The sequence below is a fragment of the Streptococcus sp. 3874 genome (genome assembly GCF_013276425.1).
Classification (GTDB): domain Bacteria; phylum Bacillota; class Bacilli; order Lactobacillales; family Streptococcaceae; genus Streptococcus; species Streptococcus pseudopneumoniae.
Window position 1 is genome coordinate 1 of the sequence record NZ_VMLA01000153.1, and the last position, 3,143, is coordinate 3,143.

At 43.0% G+C, this 3,143-nt stretch carries 4 protein-coding genes and 1 pseudogene; 4 read left to right on the forward strand and 1 reads right to left on the reverse strand.

Features of this window, described 5'->3' with window-relative positions; translation table 11 throughout:
- Positions 1-222: pseudogene (locus tag HT703_RS11920) on the reverse strand (hypothetical protein); the annotation flags it as partial.
- Positions 223-309: 87 nt separating this feature from the next.
- Here HT703_RS11920 and tmk point away from each other — a divergent pair.
- From tmk to rsmI, 4 genes are read left to right on the forward strand one after another with little or no spacing between them, the layout of a single operon-like run.
- A complete protein-coding gene (gene tmk / locus HT703_RS11270; RefSeq protein WP_000033362.1) occupies positions 310-948 on the forward strand; it encodes a dTMP kinase in 639 nt (212 codons plus the stop codon).
- Entirely contained in the window at positions 945-1,835 is an 891-nt protein-coding gene (locus HT703_RS11275) for a DNA polymerase III subunit delta' (protein WP_023936953.1), read from the forward strand. Before tmk ends, HT703_RS11275 begins: the two co-directional genes overlap by 4 nt.
- A gap of 39 nt (positions 1,836-1,874) precedes the next feature.
- A complete protein-coding gene (gene yabA / locus HT703_RS11280) occupies positions 1,875-2,192 on the forward strand; it encodes a DNA replication initiation control protein YabA (RefSeq protein WP_000358228.1) in 318 nt (105 codons plus the stop codon).
- 2 nt (positions 2,193-2,194) lie between these two features.
- A complete protein-coding gene (gene rsmI, locus HT703_RS11285; RefSeq protein ID WP_023936951.1) occupies positions 2,195-3,073 on the forward strand; it encodes a 16S rRNA (cytidine(1402)-2'-O)-methyltransferase in 879 nt (292 codons plus the stop codon).
- Positions 3,074-3,143: the final 70 nt, after the last annotated feature.

Genomic DNA, 3,143 nt, shown 5'->3' on the forward strand with positions numbered 1-3,143 from the left:
ATACTCTTCAAACCACGTCAACTTCGCCTTGCCGTAGGTATGGTTACTGACTTCGTCAGTTCTATCCACAACCTCAAAACAGTGTTTTGAGCTGACTTCGTCAGTTCTATCCACAACCTCAAAACAGTGTTTTGAGCTGACTTCGTCAGTTCTATCTGCAACCTCAAAACAGTGTTTTGAGCAACCTGCGGCTAGCTTCCTAGTTTGCTCTTTGATTTTCATTGAGTATGAAATGAGAAGACAAAAAGATTGTCACAAACCCCTATTTTTTTGATAGAATAGAAGTAGTAAAAAAGAAATGAGTTAGACATGTCAAAAGGATTTTTAGTCTCTCTTGAGGGACCAGAGGGAGCAGGCAAGACCAGTGTTTTAGAGGCTCTGCTACCAATTTTAGAGGAAAAAGGAGTAGAGGTGTTGACGACCCGTGAACCTGGCGGAGTCTTGATTGGGGAGAAGATTCGGGAAGTGATTTTGGATCCAAGTCATACTCAGATGGATGCTAAAACAGAGCTACTTCTCTATATTGCCAGTCGCAGACAGCATTTGGTGGAAAAAGTTCTTCCAGCCCTTGAAGCTGGCAAGTTGGTCATCATGGATCGTTTTATCGATAGTTCTGTTGCCTATCAGGGATTTGGTCGTGGCTTAGATATTGAAGCCATTGACTGGCTCAATCAGTTTGCGACAGATGGCCTCAAACCCGATTTGACACTCTATTTTGACATCGAGGTGGAAGAAGGGCTGGCTCGTATTGCTGCTAATAGTGACCGCGAGGTTAATCGTTTGGATTTGGAAGGGTTGGACTTGCATAAAAAAGTTCGTCAAGGCTACCTTTCTCTTCTGGATAAAGAGGGAAATCGCATTGTCAAGATTGATGCTAGTCTCCCTTTGGAGCAAGTTGTGGAAACTACCAAGGCTGTCTTGTTTGACGGAATGGGCTTGGCCAAATGAAACAAGAACAATTAAAGGCTTGGCAACCAGCCCAGTTTGACCGATTTGTCCGTATCTTAGAACAAGACCAGCTCAATCACGCCTATCTCTTTTCAGGTTTCTTTGGAAGCCTGGAAATGGCGCAGTTTTTGGCCAAGAGTCTATTTTGTACGGATAAGGTAGATGTTTTACCATGTGAAAACTGCCGAAATTGTAAGCTGATTGAACAGGGAGAATTTCCCGATGTAACCTTGATTAAGCCAGTCAATCAGGTCATCAAGACAGAACGCATTCGGGAATTGGTGGGACAGTTTTCTCAAGCAGGGATTGAAAGCCAGCAACAGGTCTTTATCATCGAGCAAGCGGATAAAATGCATCCCAACGCAGCCAATTCTCTGCTTAAGGTCATCGAAGAACCCCAGAGTGAAGTTTATATTTTCTTCTTGACTAGCGATGAGGAAAAGATGTTACCGACAATCCGAAGTCGGACCCAGATTTTCCACTTTAAAAAGCAAGAAGAACAACTCATCTTGCTCTTAGAACAAATGGGACTTGTTAAGAAAAAAGCGACTCTTTTAGCTCAGTTTAGTCAATCGCGAGCTGAAGCAGAAAAGTTGGCTAATCAGGCAAGTTTTTGGACCTTGGTCGATGAAAGTGAACGCCTGCTGACTTGGTTAGTAGCTAAGAAAAAAGAAAGTTATCTACAGGTTGCCAAATTAGCGAACTTGGCAGATGATAAGGAAAAACAAGATCAGGTTTTACGGGTTCTTGAAGTTCTCTGTGGGCAGGATCTCTTGCAGGTAAGAGTAAGGGTGATTCTACAAGATTTGCTAGAAGCTAGAAAAATGTGGCAAGCTAATGTCAGCTTTCAAAATGCCATGGAATATCTGGTCTTGAAAGAAATATAAACTCAAAAATGAACGATAAAGAAAGGAAAGGCCTGGCTTATGGACAAAAAAGAATTATTTGACGCGCTGGATGATTTTTCCCAACAGTTATTGGTAACCTTGGCCGATGTGGAAGCTATCAAGAAAAATCTCAAGAGCCTAGTAGAGGAAAATACAGCTCTTCGTTTGGAAAATTCTAAGTTGCGCGAACGTTTGGGTGAGGTGGAAGCAGACGCTCCCGTCAAGGCCAAGCATGTTCGCGAAAGTGTTCGTCGCATTTACCGTGATGGATTTCACGTATGTAATGATTTTTATGGACAACGTCGAGAACAGGACGAGGAATGTATGTTCTGTGACGAGTTGTTATACAGGGAGTAAGCATGCAGATTCAAAAAAGTTTTAAGGGGCAGTTTCCCTATGGCAAGCTGTATCTAGTGGCAACGCCGATTGGCAATCTAGATGATATGACCTTTCGCGCTATCCAGACCTTGAAAGAAGTGGACTGGATTGCTGCTGAGGATACGCGCAATACAGGTCTTTTGCTCAAGCATTTTGACATTTCCACCAAGCAGATCAGTTTTCATGAGCACAATGCCAAGGAAAAAATTCCTGATTTGATTGGTTTCTTGAAAGCAGGGCAAAGTATTGCTCAGGTCTCTGATGCCGGTTTGCCTAGCATTTCAGACCCTGGTCATGATTTGGTTAAGGCAGCTATTGAGGAAGAAATTGCAGTTGTGACTGTTCCAGGTGCCTCTGCAGGAATTTCTGCCTTGATTGCCAGTGGTCTAGCGCCACAACCACATATCTTTTACGGCTTTTTACCGAGAAAATCAGGCCAGCAAAAGCAATTTTTCGACTCGAAAAAAGATTATCCTGAAACTCAGATTTTCTATGAATCGCCTCATCGTGTAGCAGATACGTTGGAAAATATGTTAGAAGTCTACGGTAACCGCTCGGTTGTCTTGGTCAGGGAATTGACTAAAATCTATGAAGAATACCAACGCGGTACCATTTCTGAGTTATTGGAAAGCATTGCTGAAACGCCACTTAAAGGAGAATGCCTTCTCATTGTTGAAGGTGCCAGTCAGGATGTGGAGGAAAAAGACGAGGAGGACTTGTTCTTAGAAATCCAAGCCCGTATCCAGCAAGGCATGAAGAAAAATCAAGCTATCAAGGAAGTCGCTAAGATTTACCAGTGGAATAAAAGCCAGCTCTACGCTGCCTACCATGATTGGGAAGAAAATCAAGAAAATGACTAATACTCTTCGAAAATCTCTTCAAACCGTGTCAACGTCGCCTTGTCGTAGGTGTGGTTACTGACTTCGTCAG

Excerpts from the sequence above, each read along its gene's own strand:
- tmk (WP_000033362.1), top strand. The coding sequence starts at position 310 with ATGTCAAAAGGATTTTTAGTCTCTCTTGAGGGACCAGAGGGAGCAGGC.
- HT703_RS11275 (WP_023936953.1), top strand. The coding sequence starts at position 945 with ATGAAACAAGAACAATTAAAGGCTTGGCAACCAGCCCAGTTTGACCGA.
- yabA (WP_000358228.1), top strand. The coding sequence starts at position 1,875 with ATGGACAAAAAAGAATTATTTGACGCGCTGGATGATTTTTCCCAACAG.
- rsmI (WP_023936951.1), top strand. The coding sequence starts at position 2,195 with ATGCAGATTCAAAAAAGTTTTAAGGGGCAGTTTCCCTATGGCAAGCTG.